The following is a 24,068-nucleotide window of genomic DNA, read 5'->3' as shown; positions in this document are numbered from 1 at the left end:
ATGAACACCACAGACCGGCAAATGACGTTCTCCGCTCTTTCCGTTCTTCTCTCATATCCGGATGAAGAGTGGAGAGCCGGGCTTCCCGATTGGAAGGGTCTTATCCATGACATCACCAATCAGCAAATCCGGGAGAAATTGCTGCACTTTTTAGAGGCGGCAGCCGGCTTTTCTCCGCAAGCGCTGATTGAACACTATGTGTATACGTTCGATTTCGGAAAAAAAACGAATATGTACGTCACCTACTTTAACTCAGGCGAGCAGAGGGAACGCGGCATTGAATTGCTGCATTTAAAAAACACCTACCAGCAATCCGGTTTCCTGCCGACAGATAAAGAACTGCCAGATTACCTGCCGCTGATGCTGGAATTCGCCGCGGTTGCAGAGATTGAAGCGGCGAGAAGCGTGTTTGAGAAATACCTGTCCAATGTGAGAGAGCTGGCTTCCCGCCTCGAAAAAAATGACAGCATCTATGCTGAGCTGCTGCACGTGCTGCAGGCCGCGCTGGAAAACATCGGTGTGCGTGAAAGCATTGAAGAAGGGGCTGTTCAGGCATGAGCGGGCAGATCCTGTGGGGCGTTATGCCATACATTGTATTGACGATCTTTATCGGCGGGCATATTTACCGCTATCAGCATGACCAATTCGGCTGGACGGCGAAATCAAGCGAGCTGTTAGAAAAGAAAAAACTCGCCGCTGGCAGCACACTTTTTCATTGGGGACTGCTATGCGTTGTCGGCGGACATGTCATGGGAATTTTGATCCCGGAAGGCGTGTATGCTTCTCTTGGCATTTCCGAGCATATGTATCACAAAATGGCGATTGGCGCAGGCCTGCCGGCGGGGATCGCGGCATGTACCGGACTTGTCATCCTGACGTACAGAAGGCTGTTTGACAAAAGAATCCGCAAAACCAGCTCGCCATCGGATATCCTGACGCTCATCCTGCTGCTGTTCATGATGCTGTCGGGCGTTGCGGCCACATTTCTTAACATTGATTCGAAAGGCTTTGATTACAGGGCAACAGTCGGGCCGTGGTTCAGGGAAATTGTTTTGTTCCGGCCTGACGCTTCTTTGATGGAGAGTGTCCCGCTATGGTTTAAGTTTCATATCATCATAGGGTACGTCGTTTTTATCCTTTGGCCGTTTACAAGATTGGTTCACGTGTTCAGCCTGCCCCTCAAGTATTTGACGCGCAGCTATGTTGTCTATCGGAAACGCACGTAAAAATCCCCCCTGCAAGAGGGGGATTTTTCATGGTGAAAAAATAAAAACATAAGATATTTTCTGCCAAGGTAATGGCTGGGCGGCGGGGATTCCTGTTATGTTTTATTTGGAAATAACATCAACAAAAGGAGAGTGAAGAATGAAGCGGATTTTCCTCATTTTAGCCGCCTGTCTGATGACAAGCGCCGGCGTCCTGACACTCAGACATTCTCATGTATTAACCGGCGGCACAGCGGGACTGTCACTAAGCCTGTCATACTTGTTTCATTCCTCTTTTGCGATTATCTTCTTTCTGATCAATATCCCGTTTTATATATTTTCTCTCATCAGAATGGGAATCAAATTCACTCTATCCACCGTTTTTGCAGTCACAGTACTGACTCTGTTTACCGGCGCGGATCACTGGCTGCCGCCGGTCTCTGTTTCACCGCTTGCCGGGGCGATTTGCGGCGGGGCGCTGATCGGGTTCGGCCTGTCGCTCATGTTTTATCATCAGGCATCGCTCGGCGGCGCCAATATCCTCGCTTTATTTCTGCAAAAGCGCTGCGGATGGAATCCGGGTGCCGTTAATTTCCTCTTCGATTTTGGCGTCGTGCTGGCCGGCATTTTTTCCGTCGGGTTGCTGAAAGGGCTCTTCTCCTTAGTGTCGATAGCGGTCACCGGTCTGATCATCGGCATCTTCAAAAATAAAATCAAAGGCAGCTGCTCGCTCAATCCGGCATTGCTTCAGAACATCACACCCGGCCAATCACAAGAAGCTTCATCATAAGCCTTTCCGCTCGTGCGGAGAGGCTTTTTCATATGTTTACAGGCCTGAAAACAGAGGGTATACAGAGATATCGGATCAGATGGGAGAGAGTCGGGATGCTGAAAAGGAGACTGGAATTTTGCTTTTTATATATGATGCTTATCGGAGCATATGTCATATGGTTTTTTCCGGTTTCCAGGCTTGAGTTTTACGGAGGGGTGCTTTGTTATGCAAGCATTATTTTGTTCAGCATTTATTCGTTAATTCTTGAAAACCGCACCTCGCAGCACACGCTGTTATGGATTCATATTCTTGTGTTTTTTCCGATCGCCGGGTACTTATTTTACCTTTTTTCCGGCCAGCTTTATGAAAAAGGCAAGCTGTTCAGGTCGAAACGGACATACAACCGGGAAAAGCTGAGAACGATATTTGATATGGAACAAACTCCCGACCTGACCGGGCTGAAAGGAAATCAGAAGCGTTTCTTTCAATATTCAATCAAGGCGTCCCATATGAATATCAATACAAAAAGCAGGCTGAAGATGCTCAAAAACGGGGACGAAACATTTCCGGAGCTGTTTGAGGCGCTCCGGGAGGCCGCGTCATTTATACATATTGAGTATTACATGTTCAAATCAGACATGCTCGGGCACAAGATGATGGACATTATGATGGAAAAGGCGCGTCAAGGCGTGGAAGTGCGGTTTTTGTTCGACGCGGCCGGCAGCCTGAAGCTGGCCGGAAAAGATATTAAAAAACTGAAACGCGCGGGCGTGAACATCGTCCCGTTTCTGCCGCTGAAATACGGTTTTTTCAACCAAAAATTCAATTTCAGAAATCACCGCAAGATCGTCATCGTTGACGGGAAAGTCGGTTTTGTCGGCGGGCTGAATGTCGGCAAGGAGTATATCGGCAAAGACCAAGATGTCGGCTTTTGGCGGGACACCCATATGAAAGTCGAAGGAGAAATCGTTCAGACGCTCCACAGCATTTTTATGCTTGATTGGGAATACGTTTCGGATGAGGTGCTGATTGATCAGAAAGCATATACCCGCCCGGTTGCGGCAGAAAGCGGCGGCGTCTATCAAGTCGTTCCGACAGGCCCCGATATGAAGGAGCGGATGAGCGATCTGTATTATGCCATGATAGCGGCGGCCGAATCGTCTGTATGGATCGCGACGCCTTATTTCGTGCCGAATGAGCCGATCCGCACAGCGCTAAAGGAGGCTGCTGCCAGAGGCGTCCGGGTGCGTGTCATGGTGCCGGAAACCAATGACGGATTTTTAACCCAGTACGCGACGAGATCATATTTCCCCGAGCTTCTTCGCGAAGGAATCGAAGTCTATTCTTATCAAAAAGGCTTTATGCATCAAAAGGTGCTCATCACTGACGGAAACCTCGCCTCTGTCGGGACGGCGAATATGGACATGAGAAGCTTTCAGCTGAACTTTGAAGTCAATGTCTTTTTTACGGATCAAGAGGCGATCAAAGATCTTGAAGCGCATTATCTGGAGGATATGAAGGAGTCTGAAAAAATCAGCCCCGTCCGTTTCTATAAGCGCACATTATGGGAAAGAACGAAGGAATCCTTCGCACGGTTATTTTCCGGCGTTTTATAAAAAACGCTTTTAAAACTCCTTGTGTATAGTATAATTGAGAAATATTATCATTAAGAACGAGGCACAAGGAGGACGGAATCGTGCTGCGACAATTTTTTTCTTATTATAAACCGTACAAAAAGCTGTTTTTTCTCGACTTCTTTTCTGCCATCGCCGGCGGATTGATGGAGCTGAGTTTTCCTCTGATTGTCAATTACTTTATCGATACATTGCTTCCGGGGCGGGATTGGAGTCTGATTATTTTGACTTCCGCTGCTTTATTCGGGGTCTACGCCCTCAGCTCGGCACTTCAGTATGTTGTGACGTATTGGGGCCATATGCTCGGCATTAACATTGAAACCGATATGCGGAAAAAGCTTTTCGACCATCTGCAAAAGCTTTCGTTCAAATTTTACGATAACAACAAAACGGGCAGTTTAATGTCCAAGCTCACCAATGATTTGATGTATATCGGAGAAACCGCCCACCACGGGCCTGAAGACCTGTTTATCGCGATCATGACGATTTTGGGCGCGTTCGGTGTGATGCTGTTCATTAACTGGCAGCTTGCGCTGTTGACTTTTATCATTATGCCGGTCGTCATATGGCTTGCTTTGTATTTCAATAAAAAAATGACCTCTGCATTTACAAAACTGAACAAAGACGTCGGGGACTTCAGCGCGAGGGTTGAAAACAATATCGGCGGCATCCGTCTTGTTCAGGCTTTCAGCAATGAAGCGTTTGAAACGCAGCGGTTTGACGTGAACAATCAGCGTTTCCGCAAAACAAAGCTGACGTCATATAAAATCATGGCGAAAAACGGCTCGATCAGTTACATGCTGACAAGATTCGTCACGCTGTTCGTCTTATTGTGCGGCACATGGTTCGTGATCCGCGGATCGTTATCTTACGGGGAATTCGTCGCTTTTGTGCTGCTGACGAACGTTCTGTTCCGTCCGATTGATAAAATCAACGCGATTATTGAGATGTATCCGAGAGGCATTGCCGGTTTTAAAAGCTTTATAGAAATACTGGAAACGGAGCCTGATATCAAGGACGCCCCGAACGCGAGACATGTGTCCGGTTTAAAAGGGAATATCCGTTATGATGGTGTGTCATTCGGTTACGAAGAAAACAGTCCGGTTCTGTCGGGAATCAATTTGTCCATTCATGCCGGGGAGACAGTCGCATTCGTCGGGCCTTCGGGAGCGGGAAAATCAACGCTGACAAGTCTGCTGCCGCGCTTTTATGAGCCGTCTGAAGGCGTGATTTCCATTGACGGAATCGATATTAAGGACATGACGCTGTCATCATTGCGCGGACAAATCGGCGTCGTCCAGCAGGATGTCTTTCTGTTTTCCGGCACATTGCGGGAAAACATTGCTTACGGGCGGCTCGACGCGTCTGAGGAAGAAATCTGGCAGGCCGTCCGCCAGGCGCATTTAGAGGACTTGGTAAACGGGTATCCCGACGGTTTAAACACGGTGATCGGCGAGCGCGGCGTGAAACTGTCAGGCGGGCAGAAGCAGCGGCTTTCCATCGCCAGAATGTTTTTGAAAAACCCGTCGATCTTAATTTTAGACGAGGCTACATCAGCCCTCGATACAGAAACGGAAGCCGCCATTCAAAAATCGCTGCAAGAGCTGTCTGAAGGACGCACGACGCTTGTGATCGCCCATCGGCTGGCTACGATTAAGGATGCGGACAGGATCGTCGTCGTCACGAAAGAAGGCATCGCTGAACAAGGTCATCATAAGGAACTGCTGGCATCCGGCGGCATGTACCAGAGACTTCATCAGGCCCAATTCGGCGAGCTGATTCATTAATAAAAGAAAAAGGATAGACGAGCGGGGGCCGGGCAGCCTCCTGTCTATCCTTTTTTTATGTAGTCCGTATTTAATGGGCTTCTTTTTGCGCAGGTTCGATGATATGTTTGAAACGGTCAACAAGCTGCACCGCTTTCTTTCCTTCCACTACAATTAAATATTCTTGTTCTTTATGGGCCATTCTGAACGTTTCCAGCTCAATGATATCTTTGATTTTGCACATCGTTTTTTTAGAGTAGATATACAGCTCGTGGCCTCCCGTGTGGCAAAGCTGATAAAGCTGAAGCATGTTTCGTAAAGTGAACTTCTTAGCGGCTATTTTCAAAGATGTAATGTTTTTCATGTGTTTTCTCCTCCGTCTGATGGTCTGTTATTTCGGAAATTCCCCATATAAACGGGTGATAAACCTGGTTATGCCTTCCACTTCAGCACTCCGCCCGCCAGGCGTTTGACTCCGCGGATGGCGCTTAATTCTTCGACGAGCCGGAGCAGCGCCCGGTCTTTTTCTTTCGCCTCAATCATAAAATCGATGTCCGTATCCCATTGTCGAAACCGCTCCAGCACCGGCAGAATAAAATTCGCATCCACATAGTCCGCATGACTGCGTATGGCTGATTCTGATTTTGGCGAGGAGAGATGGACCTTCGGCTTTAAGCCGATCCGCTGCCATGTTTTGATCATCCGCGGAAGAATGTCATCTAAATCAGCGTCATCGGTCGGATTGGCGTAAAAATGGTGATAATCAAACACAAACGGAATACCTTCTTGTTCACATACACTGAGTGTTTCCTCGGACGTATATGTTTTATCATCGTTTTCTAAAGTCATCCGCTGTTTGATGACATCGGGAAGTTCTTTCAGATTCACGCGGAACCGGCCAAGCGCGCTTTGTTTGTCACCGTAAGCGCCTCCGACATGGATGTTGATGACGGAACGGTCCGCGATGCCCATTGCGTCCAGCATGTCATAATGATAGGCCATATCCTTGACCGCATTTGCGGTAATCTCCTGTTTCGGGCTTGTAAAAAGCGTGAATTGGTTCGGATGAAAGCTCGTTCTGAGATCATATTTTCTGACCAGCCCGCCGATCTCACGAAACTCCTGGCGAAACGGCGTGACAAAATCCCACAGCACATCCGGATGGGTGGCGAGCGGCACAATCGAGCTTGAGAACCTGTACAGCGGGATGCCGTGGCTGATCACATAGTGGATGGTGCGCAGCGTATTGGTGAGATTGGCTTTCGTCACAGAAAGCAGGGCGTCTTTCCGCTCACTGCGGGAAAGCTTGGTATAGCGCGCATATGTTAAGGTTTTTGCGGGGGACGCGTCCCAAAGGCACATGGCGTTTGCGACGAATCCGAATCTGAACAGCATATGGTTTCTCCTTTATAAAAAGTAAGATATGGCCTTTCCCAGCCATTCTGCAGGAAGCTGTCTGACGGAGCGCTGTTTCACTTTTTCTAATGTGAGAAGCTCGGATTTTTCGATATCCTGCTTTATGGTTGAAAGCACTTCCTTTGTAAAGGCTTCATCATGAATGATGACATTCACCTCTTCATTCCAGAACAGGCTCCGTTTATCAAAATTCGGCGTGCCGATAATGCTGATGCGGTCATCAATAATGAAAGCTTTGACATGATAAAAGCCTTGATAATACCGATAGATGAGGCAGCCGGCCTTCAGAAGCTCGGGATAATAGGTAAAAGCTGTTTCCCGAACGAGCGGGTGGTCTGACTTCATCGGCACGATCAAGATGACTTTGACGCCTTTTCGGCAGGCTGAAATAAGCGCTTCCTGAAGCTTTTTGCTCGGTACATAATAAGGCGTGCCGATAATGATTTTTTTCTCCGCCTTACGGATGCAGTTTTCATAATGCGACTCAAGCGAAAAACCGTCAGATGCATATGTCCTATGAGAGATATTCCCTTCGGATAATGCCGGATAAACCCCGGGTGATCCGGGTGCTTTTCCGGTGTTTCGTTTCAGATCGCTTACAAAAAGAGTCTGAAGATCCGCCGTGCCTTCGCCGGTCATCCGCAGGTGATAATCCTCCCAGTTTCCGAACTTCGCTTTTTTGCCGAGGTACTCTTCAGCGATATTAAAACCGCCGACATAGCCGATTTTGCCGTCAATGACGGTCACTTTCCGGTGATTCCGTTTTTGCAGCCTGAAAAAAAGAAACGGAAATGCCGGTTTATTTAGAAAATGAACGTGAACGCCGGCTTTTTTCATCGTTTGAATGGAAGGCTTTTTCACTTGGCGGCTGCCCGCCCAATCGAGCAGCAGATATACGGAGACGCCGGCCTGGGCCTTTTCCTTCAATAAATGAAACATCTCATGGCTGACTTGATCGTTCTTCATAATAAAAAACATCATATGAATAGAAGAGACGGCTTGGCGGATATCAGCCGTCATCTGCCGCACAAGCTCGCTGCCGCAGTGAATGAGTGTGATATCACTCTTTTTCGGGTCAAAAACGGGCTCATACGCCTGTTTTTTGTACGCCGCTCGGCCAAGCAGCATATCAAGCAGCATAAGTGCGATCAATATGATAAAAATGACAAGCAACACAAAAATGACCTTCATACCGACGCTCCTTTCCGAAGTATTCGTAGTGTGCCCTGAGAATGTGAATTTAATTATTGACTGAACACTCATTCATTATTTATGATAAAGTAAAGATATGACAATGAAGAGGGGTATCAGAACAAAGGGGGAGACAAGATGAACGCATTTCTCATGGTAAACGCGCTGCTGTTTTCAGCTGTAACCGCTTACGCCGTTTATTTATTCGTTTACCTGATCAGAACGAGGATCGCTTATATTAAGCTCGGCCAAAGGGAAGAATTTGATAAACGCCTGAAAGAACGTCTTCAGAAGATATGGGTGAATGTGTTCGGACAAAAAAAACTGCTGAAAGATAAAAAGAGCGGCATCATCCACGTTCTGTTTTTTTACGGTTTTATACTCGTTCAGTTCGGCGCAATTGATTTTATTCTGAAAGGGCTGCTTCCTGACCGTCATCTGCCGTTCGGTCCGCTTTATCCGGCGTTTACCTTTTTTCAGGAAATCGTCACGTTTCTGATTTTAATCGCCGTAGTCTGGGCGTTTTACCGGCGCTACATTGAAAAACTCGTCAGACTGAAACGCGGGTTTAAAGCGGGGCTTGTCCTGCTGTTTATCGGCGGACTGATGGTGACGGTGCTTCTCGGGAACGCCATGAACCTTTTATGGCACGATCATTCTCTGTCTTGGACGGAGCCGATCGCTTCCTCCATTGCGTTTGTGCTCGGCGGTCTTTCAGCGCCGGCTGCCGCCGCCGTGTTTTATGTTTCATGGTGGCTTCATCTGTTGTTTTTGCTCAGCTTTTTAGTGTACGTGCCGCAATCAAAGCATGCGCACTTAATTGCGGGTCCGGCGAATGTGTTCCTCAGCAGGCTGGATTCAAAAGGAAAGCTGGAAAAAATCGATTTCACCGATGAGACGAAAGAAAGCTACGGCGTCGGAAAGATTGAAGACTTCCGCCGCTCTCAGCTTGTCGACCTTTACGCCTGCGTCGAATGCGGCCGCTGTACAAATATGTGTCCGGCCTCCGGTACGGGCAAGATGCTCTCGCCGATGGACCTCATTTTAAAGCTCAGAGACCATTTGACGGAAAAAGGCGCTGCGGTGACGTCAAAATCTCCGTGGGTGCCCGCGCCCGTTTTTCAGCACACGAAAGCGAATCAGCTCGCCGCGGCTTCCTCAGGGGGAGGATCGCGTGAAGCGGCCGCAGCCATTGATTACAACCCGAGCTTAATCGGCGAGGTCATCACGGAAGAGGAGATTTGGGCGTGCACCACTTGCCGCAACTGTGAGGATCAATGTCCGGTCATGAATGAACACGTTGATAAAATTATCGATCTTCGCCGTTATCTTGTGCTTACGGAAGGGAAGATGGACAGCGACGCGCAGCGGGCCATGACAAGCATTGAAAGACAGGGAAACCCGTGGGGCTTAAACCGGAAAGAGCGGGAGAACTGGCGGGAGCAGGCTGATACAGAAATTCCGACAGTGAGTGAAATGAAAAAACAAGACAAAGAGTTCGACTATTTGTTTTGGGTCGGATCAATGGGTTCCTACGATAACAGGAGCCAAAAGATTGCCGTCTCATTTGCAAAGCTGCTTAATGAAGCGGGCGTATCCTTTGCGATTCTCGGCAATAAGGAAAAAAACTCAGGCGATACGCCGCGCCGTTTGGGCAACGAGTTTCTGTTCCAAGAGCTGGCGGAACACAACATCGGCGAATTTGAAAAACACGGAATCAAAAAAATCGTCACGATTGATCCGCACGCCTATAATATGTTCAAAAATGAATATCCTGATTTCGGATTCCGGGCCGAAGTCTATCATCATACTGAATTATTAGCCGAGCTTGTGTCACAGGGGAAACTAAAACCGCTTCACCCGGTGAATGAAACGATTACCTTCCATGACTCGTGCTATTTAGGAAGATACAATGAAGTGTATGAGCCGCCGAGAGCGATCTTAAAAGCCATTCCGGGCGTTCAATTGAAGGAAATGGAGCGCAGCCGCGAAAACGGGATGTGCTGCGGCGCCGGAGGAGGGCTCATGTGGATGGAAGAAGAAACGGGAGCGAGAATCAACACGGCCCGGACTGAGCAGGCGCTTTCTGTCAGTCCGACGGTCATCAGTTCCGGATGTCCTTACTGTCTGACCATGCTCGGCGACGGTACGAAAGCGAAAGAAGCCGAAGACGCGATCGGCACTTATGATGTCAGTGAATTGCTCGCCATGTCTGTATTCGGCGCTGAAAAACAAGAGTCTTTATAGAAAGAAGCGTGCCGCCGGCGCATATGCCGGCGGCTTTGTTTTCGCACATCAGCCGATTTATGAAGGGACGGCTCTAAAATTTCTTAAATTACGCTGTTAAGGGTAGCATATTCTGTTTTAATTTGTTTATAATGAGAGGTATGGTTTATGAACAAAACAATACAAATTCGTTCTTATTATAGGATAGAAACAGATACATATAAGTAATAGAAAGGGAGTGTCCGACCTTGAGTATCAAACAATATTCTCAGGAACAGCTGAAGCAGATGGCTTTAGTTGAAATCGCTCACGAAATTTTCTCAGAACATAAAAAACCGGTTCCGTTCCAGGAGCTGCTGAATGAAATGATCTCCTTGCTCGGTGTTACGAAAGAGGAACTGGGCGACCGTATCGCCCAATTTTATACAGACCTGAACATTGACGGCCGCTTTATTGCTCTGTCAGACCAGACGTGGGGGCTTCGCAGCTGGTATCCGTACGATCAGCTGGACGAAGAAACACAGCCGACTGTAAAAGCGAAAAAGAAAAAAGCGAAAAAAGTCGTTGAAGAAGATCTCGACCTTGATGAATTCGAGGAAGTTGATGAAGATGACATCGATCTCGATGAAATAGAAGAAGATATTGACCTTGACGCAGACAGCTTCGACGACGAAGATATCGATGAAGAAGATGACGACGAGCTTGAGATCGAAGACGATGTGATTGAAGAAGATGAGGAAGATTATGATGATGAGGAAGAGGAACGCAAAGACTGATTTTATATCAGCAAAACGATCTTGACTTTCATTGTCGAACTATGTAGTATGTATTTTGGGCTCTTCAAAAAGAAGAGAATTCATAAGAGTGCTACGCTCCCTTTCAAGAAATTGAAAGGGAGCTTTCTTATTTTCATCTCCCAAATTCTTTTACACATCATTTGTTTTTAGTGAAATGATTTTCTATAAAACGGCACATTTTAAGGAATGTAGCGCAGACCGAAGAGAGGAGCAAACGAAATGACGAAATATATTTTTGTAACCGGGGGAGTTGTATCATCACTCGGAAAAGGAATTGTGGCTGCGTCACTTGGCCGCCTTTTGAAAAACAGAGGCATGAGCGTCACTATCCAAAAATTTGACCCTTATATCAACGTTGACCCGGGAACGATGAGCCCGTACCAGCACGGTGAGGTATTCGTTACCGATGACGGCGCTGAGACTGACCTTGACTTAGGGCATTATGAGCGTTTCATTGACATTAATCTGAACAGATTCAGCAACGTGACGACCGGCAAAATTTATTCTGCCGTATTGAAAAAAGAGCGCCGCGGGGACTACCTCGGCGGAACGGTTCAGGTCATTCCGCATATCACAAATGAACTGAAAGACCGCGTGTACCGTGCAGGCAAAGAAACAAACGCAGATGTAGTCATTACTGAGATCGGCGGAACAGTGGGAGACATCGAATCCCTTCCGTTCCTTGAAGCCATCCGTCAAATGAAAAGCGACATCGGCCATGAAAACGTGATGTACATTCACTGTACGCTTGTTCCGTACATCAAAGCGGCGGGCGAGCTGAAAACAAAACCGACGCAGCACAGCGTAAAAGAGCTGAGAAGCCTCGGTATTCAGCCTAATATCATCGTCGTGCGCACGGAAATGCCGATTTCTCAAGATATGAAAGATAAAATCGCGCTCTTCTGCGATATTGACACGAAAGCGGTCATCGAGTGCGAAGATGCGGACAACCTTTACTCCATCCCGCTTAACCTTCAGGAGCAGGGACTCGATAAGCTTGTCTGCGATCATATGAAATTAGAATGCAAAGACCCGGATATGACGGAATGGAAAGACCTTGTCACGAAAGTGAAAAACTTGTCTAAAACCATTACAATCAGCCTCGTCGGTAAATACGTCGAGCTTCAGGATGCTTACATTTCAGTCGTTGAATCACTGCGCCACGCCGGCTATGCGTTTGACGCTGATGTGAAGATCAAATGGATTAACGCCGAAGAAGTGACAGAAAGCAATATTCAAGAGCTGACTAGCGGCACAGACGGAATCATCGTGCCCGGCGGTTTCGGAGATCGCGGCGTAGAAGGGAAAATCATCGCCGCCAAGTATGCGCGTGAGAATAAAATTCCGTTCTTCGGCATCTGCCTCGGTATGCAGATTGCATCCATTGAATATGCGCGAAACGTATTAGGTCTGGAAGGGGCTCACTCTGCGGAGATCGATCCGTCCACTCCTTATCCGATCATCGACCTTCTGCCAGAACAAAAAGATGTCGAGGATCTTGGAGGAACGCTTCGTCTCGGACTGTACCCTTGTAAGCTCCAGGAAGACACGAAAGCCTTCGAAGCGTATGCGGATGAAGTGGTATACGAACGCCACCGCCACCGTTATGAATTCAACAACGAATACAGACAGCAAATGGAAGAGAACGGTTTTGTGTTCTCAGGAACAAGCCCTGACGGCCGTCTTGTGGAAATCATCGAGCTGAAAGACCATCCTTGGTATGTCGCTTGCCAGTTCCACCCTGAGTTCAAATCAAGACCGACAAGACCTCAGCCTTTATTCAAAGACTTTATCGGCGCTTCCGTACAAGCTGCAGAACAGAAGTAATAAAAAAAGACTTGCCTCCTTTAAAAGCGGCAAGTCTTTTTTCTGCATCAGGCATATTCCTGCATCATTTCCTTTAACGTAAAGGACAGTGCGTGATAGACATACAGGCCTGTCATTAATGAAGGAAAGCCGTATCTTGTCCCGTCTTCATCAGGCAGAAGCGGCATTTTTAATTTGCTGTCAATATGAACATCACAAAATGCCTCAATCCCGGTTTGATCTTTGATGACAGGAGATACGCCAACGAGGCCGATCCCTTTTTCATAAAGCTTTTGAGCCAGAGCCTGTTCTTCAGCCGTGCCCGGACCTGAACAAAACATCAGCACCCTGTCGCTTTCTGTAATCGAATCAGCTGTATCCGGAAACGCTTTGACGGAAGGCATCGGTTCTGAGCCGAGTTCCGCCTCGCACAAAATGCCCTGCATCTCATTTGCGCCGTATAAATAAATGGTATGACCGCTGACGGCTGCCTGCGCCAGCAGGCGCGCGCCGTCTTCTATTGCTTCGGATTCCTTATCCTGAATGCGGGAAAAAATGCCTGCAAGCTGCGTCGTAAATATCTTTAACATGAGTGAAACCTCCTTTACACATACAAGAACAGTATACAACAAAAGAGAAAATGCTCAGAAAATGTCGGAAAGTAGACTATTATAATTAAAGGAAATGTGAAAATCAAACAGAATACATAAACAACTGCTTCCTTTTGACGAAAATGATAATATTGGGGTGTAAAATGATGAATGAAAAGATTTTAATCGTAGATGACCAATACGGTATACGCATATTGCTCAATGAAGTGTTTCATAAAGAAGGGTACCAGACGTTTCAGGCCGCCAACGGCATACAGGCGCTGGACATCGTAACGAAAGAACGGCCCGATCTCGTGCTTTTAGATATGAAAATCCCCGGCATGGACGGAATCGAAATTCTCAAGCGCATGAAGATGATCGACGAATCCATCCGCGTCATTATCATGACCGCTTACGGAGAACTCGATATGATTAAGGAATCAAAAGAGCTCGGAGCGCTGACCCATTTTGCGAAACCTTTTGACATTGATGAGATCAGAGACGCGGTGAAAAAATATTTACCTCTAAAATCGAATTAATAAAATTAGAAACAATTATGTCATTGTGTTGCCGATTTGTCGAAAAGTTGGTATCCTAGAGATGGAGAAAAAGCGATCTGTTGTTTTACATATGACAGGTTTTTATGGTCATGCTATAGGTGGAAAGCTTTTTTCGAGAAGAAGCAAATCAGGCTACATAAGGAGGACTTTCGACATGCCTTTAGTTTCAATGACGGAAATGTTGAATACAGCTAAAGAAAAAGGATATGCTGTTGGACAATTTAACTTAAATAACCTTGAGTTCACTCAAGCTATTTTACAAGCAGCAGAAGAGGAAAAATCCCCGGTTATTCTTGGTGTTTCAGAAGGCGCGGGACGCTACATGGGCGGCTTCAAAACAGTGGTTGCCATGGTTAAAGCTCTTATGGAAGAATACAAAGTGACAGTTCCTGTCGCCATTCACTTAGACCACGGTTCAAGCTTTGAATCTTGTGCGAAAGCGATTCATGCAGGTTTCACTTCTGTAATGATCGACGCATCTCACCACCCGTTTGAGGAAAACGTAGCAACTACAGCTAAAGTGGTTGAGCTTGCTCATTTCCACGGCGTTTCAGTTGAAGCTGAGCTTGGAACTGTAGGCGGACAGGAAGATGACGTGATCGCTGAAGGCGTAATCTATGCTGACCCTAAAGAGTGTCAAGAACTTGTAGAGCGCACTGGCATCGACTGCCTTGCACCTGCACTGGGTTCTGTTCACGGTCCTTACAAAGGCGAACCGAACCTCGGTTTCAAAGAAATGGAAGATATCGGCAAATCAACCGGCCTTCCATTAGTACTTCACGGCGGTACAGGAATTCCGACTGCCGACATTAAAAAATCAATCTCACTTGGTACGGCTAAAATCAACGTAAACACTGAAAACCAAATTTCTTCTGCAAAAGCTGTCCGCGAAACATTGGCAGCTAAGCCGAACGAATACGATCCTCGTAAATATCTTGGACCTGCTCGTGAAGCGATCAAAGAAACGGTTATCGGCAAAATGCGTGAGTTCGGTTCTTCAAACCAAGCTTAATCCAATGTAACATCCATAAACCGCCTGACAGCATTGACAGGCGGTTTTATGTCTTACCTTTAGAAAGCGCAATCATGTTTTACAGTTCTGAAAATTTATTACTGGGGAGGCTTTCCTTATGTTATTTTTCATTGATACAGCAAACATTGACGAGATTAAAGAAGCTTATGAACTTGGCGTTCTTGCCGGAGTTACGACAAACCCTAGTTTAGTGGCGAAAGAAGCTGACGTGTCTTTCCATGACAGACTTCGTGAGATTACGGAAGTCGTGAGCGGATCAGTAAGCGCGGAAGTCATTTCCCTGAATGCTGAAGAGATGATTGAAGAAGGTAAAGAACTTGCGAAAATCGCACCGAATATCACGGTGAAAATCCCGATGACGTCTGAAGGGTTAAAAGCCGTAAAAGCGCTGAGCGACCTGAACATTAAAACAAACGTAACGCTCATCTTCAGTGCCAACCAGGCGCTTTTGGCGGCAAGAGCCGGAGCGACTTATGTATCTCCGTTCTTAGGCCGTCTGGATGATATCGGCCATAACGGTCTTGAACTGATTTCAGAAATCAGACAGATTTTTGACATTCATGATATTGATACACAAATCATCGCAGCTTCCATCCGTCATGCGCAGCACGTGACTGAAGCCGCTTTACGCGGTGCGCATATCGGTACGATGCCGCTTAAAGTCATTCACCAGCTGGCGAAACATCCGTTAACGGATAAAGGCATCGAGCAATTCTTGGCAGACTGGAATAAATAGGTGAAAAGGGCGGCAAACCGGTTGCATCCGTTTGCCGCACCCTTATGTTTTCCTGTTTGGCAGCGGGCCTTCAGTATCAAAGTGAAGAGTGTGTTTCCCCGGAATGTGAACCCGGCGGGCCTCTGTGCATCCTGTGTTAAAAATGCCCCGCAAAGCTTCGCTATTTTCTTCCTGTTATTTTATAATGTCCTTGTATTCTTTCTCTTCGAATTGGCTACATTTTGGACAAGAGCTTTATTTGCAGAGACAGAATAAAATGCCATTTTATTTACGCTCCGCAGCTATCTTCTTATGGAAGGAGACTATCATGGAAAAGTTGAATATTGCCGGCGGCGATCCGTTAAACGGAACCGTACATATCAGCGGTGCGAAAAACAGCGCCGTCGCATTGATACCCGCAACCATTCTGGCAAATTCCGAAGTAACGATCGAAGGGCTTCCGGAGATCTCAGATATTGAAACGCTGCGTGACCTGCTGAAAGAAATCGGCGGAAACGTCCATTTTGAAAAAGGAGAAATGGTCGTCGACCCTTCCCCGATGATCAGCATGCCGCTTCCCAACGGCAAAGTGAAAAAACTCCGCGCTTCCTATTACTTAATGGGCGCGATGCTGGGCCGCTTCAAACAGGCGGTCATCGGACTGCCGGGCGGATGCCATCTCGGGCCGCGGCCGATTGACCAGCATATCAAAGGGTTTGAAGCGCTTGGGGCGGAAGTCACCAATGAACAAGGCGCGATTTATCTGCGCGCCGAAAGGCTGAGAGGCGCACGGATTTATTTAGATGTCGTCAGCGTCGGAGCGACGATCAATATCATGCTTGCCGCTGTACTGGCTGAAGGTAAAACCGTGATAGAAAACGCCGCCAAGGAACCTGAGATTATTGATGTTGCCACATTGCTCACCAGCATGGGCGCAAAGATCAAAGGCGCGGGAACCAATGTAATCAGAATCGACGGCGTAAAAGAGCTGCACGGATGCAGGCATACGATCATTCCGGACAGAATTGAGGCGGGCACCTTTATGATCGCCGGCGCCGCGATGGGGAAAGAAGTCATTATTGATAATGTCATACCGACTCACCTGGAGTCATTAACGGCGAAGCTCAGGGAAATGGGTTTTCACATTGAGACGAGTGACGATCAGCTTCTTATGCTCGGCGGGCAGAAGCAGATAAAACCGGTCGACGTAAAAACGCTTGTTTACCCGGGATTCCCGACTGATCTTCAGCAGCCGATGACATCTCTGTTAACGAGAGCCAGCGGCACGAGCGTCGTAACCGACACCATCTACTCGGCCCGATTTAAACATATAGATGAGTTGAGACGGATGGGGGCCAATATGAAAGTGGAAGGCAGGTCGGCCATTATCACCGGTCCGGCCGAGCTTCAGGGCGCAAAAGTAAAGGCGAGCGATCTGCGTGCAGGCGCTTGTCTGGTCGTAGCCGGGCTCATGGCTGACGGCGTAACCGAAATTACCGGTCTCGAGCATTTAGACCGCGGCTACAGCAATCTTGAGAAAAAACTCGAAGGTCTGGGCGCCACAATCTGGCGGCAAAGGCTGACGGACGAAGAGATAGAACAGCTCCAAAATTCATAGAAATGCGGACTTTTGAGAGGAGATCGTGTTGAAATGGAAAGAAGCTTATCGATGGAATTGGTTCGAGTCACTGAAGCGGCGGCTTTAGCATCTGCCAGATGGATGGGCCGCGGGAAAAAAGATGAAGCTGATGATGCGGCGACAAGCGCAATGCGTGACGTGTTTGACACGGTGCCGATGAAAGGCACGGTCGTGATCGGGGAAGGCGAGATGGATGAAGCGCCGATGCTTTACATCGGCGAAAAGCTTGGAAATGGATACGGCCCGCGCGTCGATGTCGCCGTCGATCCTCTTGAAGGCACAAACATCGTAGCGAGCGGCGGCTGGAATGCGCTGACGGTGATCGCGGTCGCCGACCATGGAACATTGCTGAACGCCCCGGATATGTATATGGAAAAAATCGCGGTCGGTCCTGAAGCGGTAGGCTGCATCGATATCGAAGCGCCTGTCATTGATAACTTAAAAGCCGTTGCGAAAGCGAAAAACAAAGACATTGAAGATGTCGTGGCAACCATTTTAAATCGTGACAGACACGAAAAAATCATCTCTGAATTGCGTGAGGCGGGCGCCAGAATCAAACTGATCAACGACGGTGATGTCGCGGGCGCCATCAATACGGCCTTTGACCATACGGGAGTAGACATTCTCTTCGGTTCAGGCGGGGCTCCTGAAGGCGTGCTGTCTGCCGTTGCGTTAAAAGCGCTCGGCGGCGAAATCATCGGCAGGCTTCTGCCGCAAAGTGCGGAAGAGCAGGCCCGCTGTGAGCGAATGGGCCTTGATGTATCCAAAGTGCTCCGGATGGAGGACCTTGTGAGAGGGGATGACGCCATTTTTGCCGCAACGGGCGTCACGGACGGAGAGCTGCTGAAAGGCGTTCAGTTCAAAGGCTCCGTCGGTACGACTGAAAGTCTGGTCATCCGTGCGAAATCAGGAACGGTCCGATTCGTTGACGGAAGACACAGCCTGAAGAAAAAACCAAATCTTGTGATCCGGCCATAAATAGAGAAAAGCGGGACGGAAAGTCCCGCTTTTCTTTTGCAATAAAGAGTCAACCCTATCATTTATATGTCAAAGCATTATTTAAGTTGAATAATTTTTTGAAATGAGGTAAAAATAAAGAGTGCTGCGATTTTTCTGTGTCATTCCTTCTTTTGATTACTGGGAAATTTTCAAATTCTACCGCATACAGACGATATAAATATTGATCTTCTCAAGTTTTTGTCCTCGCTTCCTTCAAAACTCATTAAGACATTCCTTTTTTAAAAAAAGCGCCGATCATGGGTGGAAGTGTTACCGATAGAAGTTCCTTAACGTTTTATAAAAGAATGTGCTTTGGCGGAATCATGCGAAGCAGCCGATTTGAATGAAAACAGCAATACATTGACTATGAAAAGCGTGGTGTTTTTATGAAAGACGTATCTATTTCCTCTTTGGAAAATATGAAATTAAAAGAACTATATGAACTGGCCAGACATTATAAAATCTCCTACTACAGCAAACTGACTAAAAAAGAATTAATCTTTGCCATTCTGAAAGCCAACGCCGAGCAGGAGGATCTTCTGTTTATGGAAGGCGTGCTCGAAATCATCCAATCGGAAGGATTCGGCTTCCTCAGACCGATTAATTACTCGCCAAGCTCAGAAGACATCTATATTTCTGCTTCGCAGATCCGCCGCTTTGATTTAAGAAACGGTGACAAAGTATCCGGCAAGGTGCGTCCGCCGAAAGAAAACGAACGCTATTACGGACTTTTGCACGTTGAAGCGGTAAATGGAGACGATCCGGAATCTGCGAAAGAGCGCGTTCATTTTCCTGCGCTGACTCCGCTTTATCCGGACCGCCAAATGGTGCTTGAGACGAAACCGAATTATCTCTCAACAAGAATTCTCGATATGATGGCTCCCGTCGGTTTCGGCCAGCGCGGTCTGATCGTGGCGCCGCCGAAAGCCGGTAAAACCATGCTGTTAAAAGAAATCGCTAACAGCATTACGACAAATCAGCCTGACGCTGAATTGATCGTTCTCTTAATTGATGAAAGACCGGAAGAAGTAACGGATATTGAACGTTCCGTAGCGGGCGATGTCGTCAGCTCGACGTTCGATGAAGTGCCGGAAAATCACATTAAGGTAGCGGAACTTGTGCTTGAACGGGCGATGCGTCTCGTTGAACACAAAAAAGACGTTATCATTCTGATGGACAGCATTACCCGCCTGGCACGGGCCTACAACCTCGTTATCCCGCCAAGCGGACGTACGCTTTCCGGCGGGATTGACCCGGCTGCGTTCCATCGTCCGAAGCGCTTTTTCGGTGCCGCGAGAAACATTGAAGAGGGCGGCAGCCTGACCATTTTGGCGACGGCGCTCGTAGACACGGGCTCCCGGATGGATGACGTCATCTATGAAGAGTTTAAAGGAACGGGCAACATGGAGCTTCACCTTGACCGTTCTCTTGCGGAAAGACGGATTTTCCCGGCGATCGATATCCGCCGCTCCGGCACGCGGAAGGAAGAGCTGCTCGTGCCGAAAGAGCATCTTGACCGTCTATGGGCGATCCGCAAATCGATGTCTGATTCTCCGGACTTCGCAGAGAAGTTTATGAGAAAAATGAAAAAAACAAAAACGAATCAGGAATTCTTCGATCTGATCAACCAAGAATGGAAGCAGGCAAACCTTTCATCATCAGCCCGCCGCTGATAAAAAATGTATTTGCAAATGCAGTAAATGACTGATATAATTCTCTCATATGCGTTCCGGATTCGCTCCGGAATAATAACTCTGTTTCCACACGGGATTCAGGGCGGAAGGAGATGGATACAATGAAAGCAGGAATTCATCCTAATTTCAAAAAAGCAACAGTTAAATGCGCTTGCGGAAATGAATTTGAAACAGGCTCAGTAAAAGAAGAGGTACGCGTTGAGATTTGCTCTGAATGCCACCCATTCTACACTGGACGTCAAAAATTCGCTTCTGCTGATGGTCGTGTTGATCGCTTTAACAAAAAATACGGTCTTAAGTAATAATAGATTTTACAGGCAGGCAAGAATTGCTTCTTGCCTGTTTTTTATGTCCATAAACAGGAAAAAAAGGGGAGCGGATAGCCTATGTACATAATGAAGCAAAGCGGATGGCTTGAGCTGATATGCGGCAGCATGTTCTCTGGGAAATCAGAAGAGCTGATCCGCAGAGTGAAAAGAGCGACATATGCGAAGCAGGAGGTCAAGGTGTTCAAACCTGCCATTGATAATCGCTACAGTGAGGAGGCCGTCGTTTCTCACAACGGCACATCCATGACAAGCCACGTCATCTCGTCTTCGGCTGAAATATGGGATCATATCAGTGAAAGCACGGACGTCATCGCGGTAGATGAAGTGCAGTTTTTCGGCGAATCGATCATCGGCGACTTATCCTTGCTTGCGGATAAAGGCTATCGTGTCATCGCGGCCGGACTTGATATGGATTTCCGGGGAGAGCCGTTCGGCGTGGTGCCGAATCTGATGGCGGTTGCCGAATCAGTGACGAAGCTGCAGGCGGTCTGCTCCGTTTGCGGGTCGCCGGCAAGCCGTACGCAGCGTTTGATTGACGGGAAGCCCGCGTCCTATGATGATCCGGTCATTTTAGTCGGCGCGTCGGAGTCATACGAAGCGAGATGCAGACATCACCACGAAGTGCCGAAAAAACAGACTGATAAATAACCCTTTTCATGAAAACATCGGTAAAAAATCCGGTGTTTTTTTGACGGTTTTTCAAAAATTGTAGTTAATTAACTTAAAAAAGAGTATGAAAAAATTAAGTAATTTTCATCTCTTGAATTTTCATTTTTACAGGCATAAAATGACTAAGTAATGTAAATAGTTATGAGACATTGTTCGAATAATTGTCAAAAAAAGATATAGCAGATCGCGATCACACTAGCCAAAATGGGTAATTACTTAACTTTGTTAACTATTTGAAGAAAGAAGGAGATTTTCTTGAATAATATTAAAGTAACGAAGGAAGGCAACTTAGAAACTACTTTAAGAGGAAAAGAAGTTCTATCTATCCCTACTTTAAATAAAGGTGTTGCGTTTTCAGCAGAAGAAAGAAAAAGCCTTGGATTAGACGGGCTGCTTCCTCCGACCATTCTGTCTCTTGATGAGCAGGCAAAACGCGCATACGAGCAGTTTCAAGCTCAGCCGGACCGCCTTCGCCAAAACGTGTATTTGAATGATTTGCAAAACCGTAACGAAGTTCTTTTCTTTAAATTGCTTCAAAACCATCTTCGTGAAATGCTACCGGTTGTTTACACACCGACTGTCGGTGAAGCGATTCAAGAATACAGCCATGAGTACAGAAGACCTCAAGGGATTTACCTTTCTATCGACAATGTAGAAGGAATCGAAGAGGCATTTGAAAACCTTCATGCCACTGCCGGAGATATTGATCTGATCGTTGCGACAGACTCAGAAAGCATCCTCGGAATCGGTGACTGGGGTGTAGGCGGTATCAACATCGCCATCGGTAAATTAGCCGTATACACAGCTGCTGCCGGTATTGACCCAAGCCGCGTTATTCCTGTCGTTCTTGACGTCGGTACGAACAATGAAAAACTTCTGAACGATCCTTTATACATCGGTAACCGCCATGAACGTATCCAAGGCGAACGTTACGAAGCTTTCGTTGACGCTTATGTAAAAGCTGCGCTTAAATATTTCCCTAAAGCTCTTCTTCACTGGGAAGACCTTGGAAACAAAAACGCGCGCAATATCATGAAGAAATACAACCATGAAATTCTTACATTCAACGATGACATTCAAGGAACAGGCGCGATTACGCTTGCAGGTGTGCTTGCGGCTATGAAGAAAACAGGCGCGTCTATTAAAGACCAGCGTGTGGTTGTCTTCGGTGCAGGATCTGCCGGAATCGGAATCGCTGACCAAATCCGCGACACTATGGTGCTTGCCGGTCTTTCTGAAGAAGAAGCCAACAAAGCGTTCTACACAATGGACTACAGAGGCTTGTTAATTGAAGGTATGGAAAACATTCTTGATTTCCAAGAGCCGTACCTGCGCACAGCTGAAGAAATTAAAGATTGGAAACGCGATGAAAATGGACAAATTCCTTTCATTGAAGTGATCCGTCAAGCGAAACCGACAATCTTAATCGGTACATCAGGCCAAAGCGGCGCGTTCAGTGAAGAAATCGTCAAAGAAATGGCAAAACACGTTGAGCGTCCGGTCATCATGCCGATGTCTAACCCGACACCGCTTGCTGAAGCCGTTCCTAGCGATCTTTTCAAATGGACTGACGGCAAAGTGCTTGTGGCGACAGGAAGCCCGTTTGACAATGTAGAGTACAATGGCGTTTCTCATGAAATCGGACAATCTAACAACGCATTCGCGTTCCCTGGACTTGGTCTCGGTTCAATCGTTGTAGAAGCGAAAGTAATTACTCCTGCAATGTTTGCGGCAACTGCTGACGCAATCGCAGAAAGCGTTGATTTTGAAACACCGGGTGCAGGCCTTCTGCCGAGCATGAGCGACTTACAAGAAGTTTCAATTAAAGTTGCGATCGCCGTAGCGGAAACTGCCATTAAAGAAGGCGTGGCAAACCGCATTCCTGAAAATGTAGAACAAGCCGTTCTTGATGCAATGTGGAAACCGCAATATAAGCAAGTTGTCGCTAAATAATTTTTACGATTAATTTTACAGTCCGAGGGAAAGCTTTTATGTAAAGGCTAAAGTATACGGACATTAAGGATTTGGAGGAGAATATTTTGAGCTTCTTAGATATTTTAATCCTCCTGGCGCCGATCTTTTTCGTGATCGTGCTGGGATGGTTCGCAGGTCGCTTCGGAAGTTATGACGCGAAGTCAGCAAAAGGGGTAAGCACCTTAGTTACGAAGTACGCGCTTCCGGCGCATTTTATCGCAAGTATTTTAACCACTTCAAGAAGTGCGTTTTTATCACAGGTTCCATTGATGGTCGCTTTGATCATTGGGATTGTCGGATTCTTTATCGTCATTCTGTTGGTTTGTAAATTTATCTTCAAGTATGATTTAACGAATTCATCTGTATTTTCTTTAAACTCTGCACAGCCGACATTTGCTTTTATGGGTATTCCCGTACTGGGAAGCTTATTCGGAGCAAGCGAAGTAGCGATTCCTATCGCCGTTACGGGTATCGTGGTTAACGCCATCCTTGACCCGCTTGCGATCATTATCGCTACTGTCGGTGAGTCATCTAAGAAAAAAGACACTGAAAACGAGAACTTCTGGAAAATGACTGGTAAGTCTATTCTTCACGGTCTTTCCGAACCGCTTGCGGCTGCACCGCTTATCAGTATCATTCTGGTACTCTGCGGTGTAACACTCCCTGGCTTGGGAGAAAAAATGCTTGATCAGCTCGGAAGCACAACATCAGGTGTTGCGCTCTTCGCCGTCGGTGTAACTGTCGGTATCCGCAACATTAAGCTCAGTCTGCCGGCTTTCGGTATCGCTTTGTTAAAAGTTGCCGTTCAGCCTGCGCTGATGTACTTGATCGCTCTTGCAGTCGGACTTCCGGCTGACCAGATCACTAAAGCGGTATTGCTCGTTGCATTCCCTGGATCTGCGGTAGCGGCGATGATTGCCACACGTTTCGAAAAACAAGAGGAAGAAACTGCGTCCGCGTTCGTGATCAGTGCGATTTTATCTCTCATCTCACTGCCGATCATCATTGCGCTGACTGCATAATGAAAAGCTCCCTGTTTCAGGGAGCTTTTTT

At 47.1% G+C, this 24,068-nt stretch carries 22 protein-coding genes and 1 pseudogene; 19 read left to right on the top strand and 4 right to left on the bottom strand.

The window, feature by feature from the left end; translation table 11 throughout:
- The 5 genes from narJ to BXO87_RS08985 all read left to right on the top strand — a co-directional run bounded on the left by narJ (position 1) and on the right by BXO87_RS08985 (position 5,398).
- Positions 1–558, top strand: coding sequence for a nitrate reductase molybdenum cofactor assembly chaperone (gene narJ, locus BXO87_RS09005; protein ID WP_038460197.1), 558 nt, complete (start codon positions 1–3; stop codon positions 556–558).
- On the top strand, positions 555–1,226 hold the full coding sequence (gene narI / locus BXO87_RS09000; protein ID WP_038460195.1) for a respiratory nitrate reductase subunit gamma: 672 nt from the start codon (positions 555–557) through the stop codon (positions 1,224–1,226). The genes narJ and narI overlap by 4 nt, the downstream gene beginning before the upstream one ends.
- A 139-nt stretch (positions 1,227–1,365) precedes the next feature.
- A complete protein-coding gene (locus BXO87_RS08995; protein WP_007407623.1) occupies positions 1,366–1,995 on the top strand; it encodes a YitT family protein in 630 nt (209 codons plus the stop codon).
- Positions 1,996–2,090: 95 nt separating this feature from the next.
- Complete coding sequence (gene cls / locus BXO87_RS08990; RefSeq protein WP_076851336.1) at positions 2,091–3,593, top strand: cardiolipin synthase; 1,503 nt, start codon at positions 2,091–2,093, stop codon at positions 3,591–3,593.
- Between the two features lie 80 nt (positions 3,594–3,673).
- The gene (locus BXO87_RS08985) at positions 3,674–5,398 is read left to right on the top strand and encodes an ABC transporter ATP-binding protein (RefSeq protein WP_020956475.1); all 1,725 of its coding nucleotides are present in this window, start codon (positions 3,674–3,676) and stop codon (positions 5,396–5,398) included.
- A gap of 70 nt (positions 5,399–5,468) precedes the next feature.
- On the opposite strand, the gene BXO87_RS08980 is transcribed toward BXO87_RS08985, so the two are convergent.
- The 3 genes from BXO87_RS08980 to cls (BXO87_RS08970) form a co-directional block, all read right to left on the bottom strand.
- Entirely contained in the window at positions 5,469–5,741 is a 273-nt protein-coding gene (locus BXO87_RS08980) for a hypothetical protein (protein WP_003151087.1), read from the bottom strand.
- Between the two features lie 68 nt (positions 5,742–5,809).
- The gene (gene uvsE / locus BXO87_RS08975; protein WP_047936272.1) at positions 5,810–6,772 is read right to left on the bottom strand and encodes a UV DNA damage repair endonuclease UvsE; all 963 of its coding nucleotides are present in this window, start codon (positions 6,770–6,772) and stop codon (positions 5,810–5,812) included.
- A 12-nt stretch (positions 6,773–6,784) separates the two neighbouring features.
- Positions 6,785–7,984: a cardiolipin synthase gene (gene cls, locus BXO87_RS08970; RefSeq protein WP_020954350.1), complete on the bottom strand. Its 1,200-nt coding sequence runs from the start codon at positions 7,982–7,984 to the stop codon at positions 6,785–6,787.
- Between the two features lie 138 nt (positions 7,985–8,122).
- Between cls (BXO87_RS08970) and BXO87_RS08965 the strand changes: the two genes are divergently transcribed.
- From BXO87_RS08965 to pyrG, 3 genes are all read left to right on the top strand, one after another.
- Positions 8,123–10,231 (top strand): (Fe-S)-binding protein, encoded by a 2,109-nt coding sequence (locus BXO87_RS08965; protein ID WP_047936271.1) that lies wholly within the window; start codon positions 8,123–8,125, stop codon positions 10,229–10,231.
- A gap of 227 nt (positions 10,232–10,458) precedes the next feature.
- Positions 10,459–10,986, top strand: a complete 528-nt coding sequence (rpoE, locus tag BXO87_RS08960; RefSeq protein WP_032875929.1) for a DNA-directed RNA polymerase subunit delta — start codon at positions 10,459–10,461, stop codon at positions 10,984–10,986.
- A gap of 240 nt (positions 10,987–11,226) precedes the next feature.
- A complete protein-coding gene (pyrG, locus tag BXO87_RS08955) occupies positions 11,227–12,834 on the top strand; it encodes a glutamine hydrolyzing CTP synthase (RefSeq protein WP_007407615.1) in 1,608 nt (535 codons plus the stop codon).
- Positions 12,835–12,881: 47 nt separating this feature from the next.
- Here the strand turns inward: pyrG and BXO87_RS08950 are convergent, their stop codons facing one another.
- Positions 12,882–13,403, bottom strand: a complete 522-nt coding sequence (locus BXO87_RS08950) for a DUF2529 domain-containing protein (RefSeq protein WP_007614394.1) — start codon at positions 13,401–13,403, stop codon at positions 12,882–12,884.
- A gap of 164 nt (positions 13,404–13,567) precedes the next feature.
- Here BXO87_RS08950 and spo0F point away from each other — a divergent pair, with 164 nt between their 5' ends.
- The 11 genes and pseudogenes from spo0F (at position 13,568) to BXO87_RS08900 (ending at position 24,037) form a co-directional block, all read left to right on the top strand.
- The gene (spo0F, locus tag BXO87_RS08945) at positions 13,568–13,942 is read left to right on the top strand and encodes a sporulation initiation phosphotransferase Spo0F (RefSeq protein ID WP_012118670.1); all 375 of its coding nucleotides are present in this window, start codon (positions 13,568–13,570) and stop codon (positions 13,940–13,942) included.
- A 175-nt stretch (positions 13,943–14,117) separates the two neighbouring features.
- Complete coding sequence (locus BXO87_RS08940; protein ID WP_003151102.1) at positions 14,118–14,975, top strand: class II fructose-bisphosphate aldolase; 858 nt, start codon at positions 14,118–14,120, stop codon at positions 14,973–14,975.
- A gap of 118 nt (positions 14,976–15,093) precedes the next feature.
- Positions 15,094–15,732 carry a fructose-6-phosphate aldolase gene (gene fsa, locus BXO87_RS08935; RefSeq protein ID WP_007407613.1) on the top strand — a complete coding sequence of 213 codons (639 nt, stop codon included), beginning with the start codon at positions 15,094–15,096 and terminating at the stop codon, positions 15,730–15,732.
- A gap of 307 nt (positions 15,733–16,039) precedes the next feature.
- Positions 16,040–17,329: a UDP-N-acetylglucosamine 1-carboxyvinyltransferase gene (locus BXO87_RS08930; RefSeq protein WP_007407612.1), complete on the top strand. Its 1,290-nt coding sequence runs from the start codon at positions 16,040–16,042 to the stop codon at positions 17,327–17,329.
- Between the two features lie 33 nt (positions 17,330–17,362).
- A complete protein-coding gene (glpX, locus tag BXO87_RS08925) occupies positions 17,363–18,328 on the top strand; it encodes a class II fructose-bisphosphatase (RefSeq protein WP_003151105.1) in 966 nt (321 codons plus the stop codon).
- A gap of 201 nt (positions 18,329–18,529) precedes the next feature.
- Positions 18,530–18,739: pseudogene (locus tag BXO87_RS21260) on the top strand (hypothetical protein).
- Entirely contained in the window at positions 18,736–20,022 is a 1,287-nt protein-coding gene (rho, locus tag BXO87_RS08920) for a transcription termination factor Rho (protein ID WP_003151107.1), read from the top strand. Before BXO87_RS21260 ends, rho begins: the two are co-directional and overlap by 4 nt.
- A gap of 122 nt (positions 20,023–20,144) precedes the next feature.
- On the top strand, positions 20,145–20,345 hold the full coding sequence (gene rpmE / locus BXO87_RS08915; protein ID WP_003151132.1) for a 50S ribosomal protein L31: 201 nt from the start codon (positions 20,145–20,147) through the stop codon (positions 20,343–20,345).
- Between the two features lie 84 nt (positions 20,346–20,429).
- Positions 20,430–21,020 carry a thymidine kinase gene (locus tag BXO87_RS08910; RefSeq protein ID WP_014306007.1) on the top strand — a complete coding sequence of 197 codons (591 nt, stop codon included), beginning with the start codon at positions 20,430–20,432 and terminating at the stop codon, positions 21,018–21,020.
- A gap of 276 nt (positions 21,021–21,296) precedes the next feature.
- Positions 21,297–22,994 (top strand): oxaloacetate-decarboxylating malate dehydrogenase, encoded by a 1,698-nt coding sequence (gene malS / locus BXO87_RS08905; protein WP_007407609.1) that lies wholly within the window; start codon positions 21,297–21,299, stop codon positions 22,992–22,994.
- Between the two features lie 86 nt (positions 22,995–23,080).
- The gene (locus BXO87_RS08900; RefSeq protein ID WP_007407608.1) at positions 23,081–24,037 is read left to right on the top strand and encodes an AEC family transporter; all 957 of its coding nucleotides are present in this window, start codon (positions 23,081–23,083) and stop codon (positions 24,035–24,037) included.
- The last annotated feature ends 31 nt before the right edge of the window (positions 24,038–24,068 follow it).

The sequence above is a fragment of the Bacillus sp. GZB genome, from assembly GCF_001975995.1.
Lineage (GTDB): Bacteria > Bacillota > Bacilli > Bacillales > Bacillaceae > Bacillus > Bacillus velezensis.
Note: the sequence above shows the minus strand (reverse complement) of the source record. Positions and strands in the feature narration are given on the sequence as shown.